Genomic DNA, 563 nt, shown 5'->3' with positions numbered 1-563 from the left:
CCTCCGCCGCCGCGCCGCCGTCGCCAAGCGCTGCGGCCACCTGGGCTGCATGGGCCCGCGCCTCCCACGAAAGCGTGCACTTGTCACCCCCTCCACTCCCCGCGCGCGCGCCGCCCTCCCCGTCCCACCCGCGCAATCCTGCCGCCGCCACCGCCGCCGCCGCCGCCACCGCCGCCGCCGCCGCCGCGCAAGTGCACTCCCCGGGCCACCCCGCGGCGGAATACGCGTCCGGCTTCTCTCCCTCCCGCTCTCCACCGTCGCTGCAGCGGCAGCGGTGGACTGCCTCCCCCCGCAGCCCCTCGCTGCTGCGCGCTAGCTCCTTTGGCGTGTTCTTCGCAAAGCGCGACCGCCTGCTCGCCCTGCTGCACGGCCACCGCGTGCGCCGGGCGCTGGCAGCGCGCCGCCTGCGCGGGCTGGTCACGCAGATCAGGGACGGGCTGCGTGTGCTGGCGGAGATGCGTGGGGCAGCGGGGGGTGAGCGCTCTGGGGAGTGGGAGCAGTCCTTTGCCGCGTCGGTGGCGTCGCAGATGCGGCGGCAGCAGGCTGAGCTGAGCGCGCTGCTG

At 76.6% G+C, this 563-nt stretch carries 1 protein-coding gene; it reads left to right on the top strand.

What is annotated here, in order from left to right; all coding sequences use genetic code 11:
* Window positions 1-326 precede the first annotated feature (326 nt).
* Window positions 327-563 (top strand): hypothetical protein (locus ACK4SE_RS14225; protein ID WP_409694034.1); only part of this gene is annotated, 237 nt, incomplete at its 3' end.

This window comes from Brevundimonas sp. (assembly GCF_046293315.1).
Classification (GTDB): Bacteria; Pseudomonadota; Alphaproteobacteria; order Caulobacterales; family Caulobacteraceae; genus Brevundimonas.
The sequence above is the reverse complement of the archived record's forward strand: the minus strand, read 5'-3'. Positions and strand labels throughout refer to the sequence as shown.